Below are 4,437 nucleotides of genomic sequence, written 5' to 3'. Positions count from 1 at the left end.
CATTAATGGATAATGCAACTAATTTGGAAGGTATCCAATGGCTAGAAAAAGTAAGAAGCAGTCAGAAAAAGACAAAAAAGAGTCTGAACAAAACGCGGCGGCGGTAAAGCAGAAAACTCGACGCCGCATAGAAGACATTATGGAACAAAGAGAATTTGATAAGTTATTCGATCTATAAATGCTCTCTAGTGCTTTCTCTGCCTTTATCGTTGTGCAAGGTACCGCCACCTACCTTTGCTCAAACGAATCTCCACTCTTTTAGACTACTCTTCTAATTACACGTGCCTCTCACACACGCAAAAACAACTGGCTCCTCTATACTCAAGTGACTTGCAAATAGTCGTTTCGCTCACAGGAAAACCCGTGACTAATGACAGTTAGGTTATTTGCGTATAGCCAAAGCGATATTTTTGCGTATAATCCCTCTCGTTTGCTTCGTATAACCCCAATGATATGGTTTGGGGGTCTCTACCAGTTCCCGCAAAGTGCTGATTACGAAGAGTTGAGATCATCGTGGGTCTTACTCTTTGTGATAGCGTTCGATTTATTTCTATCTATACCTATTCTTAGAGTAACTGCATCCACAATACACATAAGGTGGAATATGAACGCATTTATTCAAGGTCTTCCAAAAGTAGAGCTGCACTTACATATCGAAGGTTCACTTGAGCCGGAACTCTTATTCAAATTAGCAAAACGAAACGGCATCGAGATCCCTTACTCTTCTCCGAGTGAACTACGCAGCGCATATCAGTTCACAGACTTACAATCATTTCTCGACCTCTATTACCAAGGAGCGGGAGTTCTGCGTACGGAGCAAGATTTTTACGATCTCACTTGGGAATACTTACTGCACTGTAAAGAAGACAACGTTGTTCATACCGAAATCTTTTTTGACCCTCAAACACACACAGAACGCGGCATAGACTTTGACACTGTTATCAATGGAATCGCTCGCGCGCTAAAAGATGGTCACGAAAAACTTGGCATTACCTCGCAAATTATTGCGTGTTTTCTCCGTCACCTTTCAGAAGAGAGCGCCATAGAGACCCTACAGGCTATTCTGAAACACCGTGATAAGATCATTGGTGTTGGACTAGATTCTTCAGAACAAGGTCATCCGCCAGCTAAATTCAAGCGCGTATTTAAACAAGCAGTAGAAGAAGGCTTACTTACCGTTGCTCACGCAGGTGAAGAAGGCCCCGCACAAAATATTAGCGATGCAATTGAAATGCTTTACGTGAGCCGCGTGGATCACGGTGTTCGCTGTGTTGATGATGAAGCATTAGTTGAATCCTTAATCGAAAGCCAAATGCCACTGACAGTGTGTCCGTTATCGAATCTTAAGCTATGTGTATTCGACGATATGAAAGATCACAATATTGTGGATTTGCTACGAAAAGGTGTCGCCGTAACGATTAACTCAGACGATCCTGTGTACTTTGGTGGCTACATGACGGATAACTTTCTGGCCGTCAACAACGCACATCCAATGAGTAAGAGTGAACTTGCCCAATTTACAATGAACGCGATTGATGCCAGCTTTATCGATAACGAGTTAAAGGCGAAATATCGTCACCTTGTTAGCCAATACGTAAACCAGCACGAAGCTTTGCAATAAAGGCATCAGTGCCACGCCTTAGGCCAAACGCGTAGGTATTAAAACCCTACAAAAACTCTGTGGTTAACCGCATTTATAAACGCTAGACTGAGAAAGCTAAACTAGCACACAAAAAGGAATAGAATCATGATTCAACAAGGCCAAGCTCTACCAGTTGCAACTCTAAGTGAGTTGACTGCCGATGGTATGGTGAACCACGACGTTACAGAACTGTTTGCGAACAAGAAAGTCGTACTCTTTGCTGTACCTGGCGCATTCACCCCTACCTGTTCAGAAGCCCATCTACCAGGCTATGTGGTATTAGCTGATGAGCTAAAGGCAAAAGGTGTTGATTTAATTGCGTGCGTTTCTGTAAACGATGCATTTGTGATGCAAGCGTGGGGCGAAGCTCAAAACGCTTCTGAGATTTTGATGTTGGGTGATGGCGACGCTAGCTTTACTAAAGCATTAGGTCTTGAAATGGATACAGGCGGCTTTGGTGGTATTCGCTCACAACGTTACGCAATGATCATTGAAAACGGCACAGTGACTAAGCTAAACGTTGAAGAGCCAAAAGAGTTTGAAGCAAGCAAAGCAGAAACGATTTTAGCGGCGCTTTAAGCTTACTCCTAAATACAAAAACGGAAGCCATCGCTTCCGTTTTTTGTTGGTTAACGCATTCTCACAACACTCGTTTGTTGCTTACGCTGCATTTCCGCAAAAGTCAGCACAAACGGGGATGACTGCTTTACACGGCTTGGTAATGAAGAAAGCGCATTGTAGGCATCCTGCTTCGTTTTAAAATCACCAACAGTTACCGTATACCAACGCGTGCCTCGGCTGTTTTTCCAGTTAACCCAAACCGGATGCTTAGGATCGATATAGCGAATATAATCTTTCACATCTTTTTCTTGCTTTAGCGCGAGTACCTGCATCGTGTAATGGTTTGGGTTTAAATAACCATATGCATCCTGAGAGGTCATGACTCCAACACATTGGCCGCTATCGACCTCCTGCTGGTAAGGCATAGCGCAGCCCATGAGCGATAAAATCAATGTCAAAGATAAAATCTTGTGCACGTGTCACTCCATTCTTGTTCTAGTTTCTTTTCTCTCGCACCCAAAAACACAAAACGCTCTTGGTCAGGTAAAAACACACCCTTACAAGAGGGCCTGTGTTTTAACGCAACGAGTATTCCAAAAACGTAAGGCGACCACGTTGGTCGCCTTAGTAAATTGATTTAATAGAACATTAACAAGATAGAGTGATATAGACAGAAGTTCGCTACTGTTTAGAACCAGCTAGCGACCAATTGCTTAAACCAGTCTAAAATTCGCTTGAATAAACTGCCTTCCTCCACGGACTCCAATGCAACGAGCTCGGCTTCATTTACGACCTTACCGTCGACTTTGTAAAGCACTTTACCAACCACTTGTTGCTCAGAAATTGGCGCAACTAAATCACCGTTGTATTCAACTTCCGCTTGCAGATTTTTTACATCTCCTTTTGGCAAAGTGAGATAAACATCGTTAGCTACGCCGACAGTAAGCTCGTCTTTTTCGCCCATCCAAACTCGAGCTTTCGCAAGTTCCGCACCCGCCTCAGTCGGCATTACCGTATCGTAAAAGCGGAAGCCATAACTCAACAGCTGCTTGCTTTCTGATTCACGAACATTCTCACTCTTCGCTCCCATCACTACGGCAATCAAACGCATATCACCTTGTGTTGCAGAAGTCGCTAGACTATAACCCGCGCCGCTTGTATAACCAGTTTTCATGCCATCGACATTCATACTACGATCACGAAGCAAGCCATTACGGTTGTATTGAGTGATGCCATTGTAAGTAAACGAGGTTTCGCTATACAGCGGATAGATATCAGGTAAGTCACGAATAATCGCTTGGCCCAACTTGGCAATATCATAAGGTGTCGAATATAAACCGTCACTGTCTAGGCCGTGAGGGTTGGTGAATGCCGTGTTAGACAATTCAAGCTTGGCGGCCCAACTATTCATCAAACTCACAAACCCTGATTCACTTCCCGCAACATGCTCAGCAATAGCGACACTGGCATCGTTACCAGATTGAACAATCAGACCACGGTATAAGTCAGACAAAGAAACGGAAGTATTGACTTCAATAAACATTTTTGAAGAATCTGGGAAATTTTTTGCCCAAGCATTTCGGCTGATGACAACCTCATCATTCAACGTAATATTGCCTGTATTAATTTCTTGACCAGCTACATAAGCAGTCATCAACTTCGTTAAACTCGCGGGGTTTAAACGTTTGTGGGCATCACGTTCAACCAGTACTTTCCCCGTATGGAAGTCCATCAAAACATAACCACGAGAACTGAGTTCCGGCGCATTTGGCACAACTGAAGGCGCAGCATAAGCCAACGAGGATACAGCAGCGAACCCTGTAATTAACACTGTGTGTAATATAGTACTTTTTCTCATCATGACATCTTATCTTAGTAGCATTTAAGGCTTACAAACGGTACCCGAATGAATTCAAAGCGCGGGATTACCTAGTTAAAAAACGAGTATATTGAAACGGCGCTCAGTTACAGCCACCTTGTTACGATTGGTTACTTTTACTCAATGTTTGTCGAAAATAATGAGAGGTAGGTAGAGCTTTCGTCTTGAAGAATGAAACAGGAGCGAAAATAATTCCGTAACGCTATGTTTTTTTAGAGGGGAGAAAAAGCGCGCAAGCCAATTCAGGGAGTAAGTTGGTATAGGAAAAGTAGTTGAGCTTTTATCCATATCTAAATAGGAAACAACAAAAACAATCAACAATAAGCCCAGCTAATTATTTACCAAGAAAACATAT

5 protein-coding genes and 1 riboswitch are annotated in these 4,437 nt (G+C 43.0%); of the genes, 3 read left to right on the top strand and 2 right to left on the bottom strand.

What is annotated here, in order from left to right; translation table 11 throughout:
• Window positions 1-37 precede the first annotated feature (37 nt).
• The 3 genes from CAG68_RS15390 (at window position 38) to CAG68_RS15380 (ending at window position 2,221) form a co-directional block, all read left to right on the top strand.
• Complete coding sequence (locus tag CAG68_RS15390) at window positions 38-178, top strand: PA3496 family putative envelope integrity protein (RefSeq protein WP_017633782.1); 141 nt, start codon at window positions 38-40, stop codon at window positions 176-178.
• Window positions 179-415: 237 nt separating this feature from the next.
• Window positions 416-515, top strand: a riboswitch (purine riboswitch).
• An 89-nt stretch (window positions 516-604) separates the two neighbouring features.
• On the top strand, window positions 605-1,621 hold the full coding sequence (locus CAG68_RS15385) for an adenosine deaminase (RefSeq protein WP_005373696.1): 1,017 nt from the start codon (window positions 605-607) through the stop codon (window positions 1,619-1,621).
• Between the two features lie 126 nt (window positions 1,622-1,747).
• On the top strand, window positions 1,748-2,221 hold the full coding sequence (locus tag CAG68_RS15380; protein ID WP_005373699.1) for a peroxiredoxin: 474 nt from the start codon (window positions 1,748-1,750) through the stop codon (window positions 2,219-2,221).
• 50 nt (window positions 2,222-2,271) lie between these two features.
• Here the strand turns inward: CAG68_RS15380 and CAG68_RS15375 are convergent, their stop codons facing one another.
• Complete coding sequence (locus CAG68_RS15375) at window positions 2,272-2,679, bottom strand: SPOR domain-containing protein (protein ID WP_005373701.1); 408 nt, start codon at window positions 2,677-2,679, stop codon at window positions 2,272-2,274.
• A gap of 212 nt (window positions 2,680-2,891) precedes the next feature.
• Complete coding sequence (locus tag CAG68_RS15370) at window positions 2,892-4,061, bottom strand: D-alanyl-D-alanine carboxypeptidase family protein (RefSeq protein WP_017819852.1); 1,170 nt, start codon at window positions 4,059-4,061, stop codon at window positions 2,892-2,894.
• Between the last annotated feature and the right edge of the window lie 376 nt (window positions 4,062-4,437).

The sequence above is a fragment of the Vibrio sp. V42_P2S4T144 genome, from assembly GCF_009904715.1.
Taxonomy (GTDB): domain Bacteria; phylum Pseudomonadota; class Gammaproteobacteria; order Enterobacterales; family Vibrionaceae; genus Vibrio; species Vibrio alginolyticus.
Note: the sequence above shows the minus strand (reverse complement) of the source record. Positions and strands in the feature narration are given on the sequence as shown.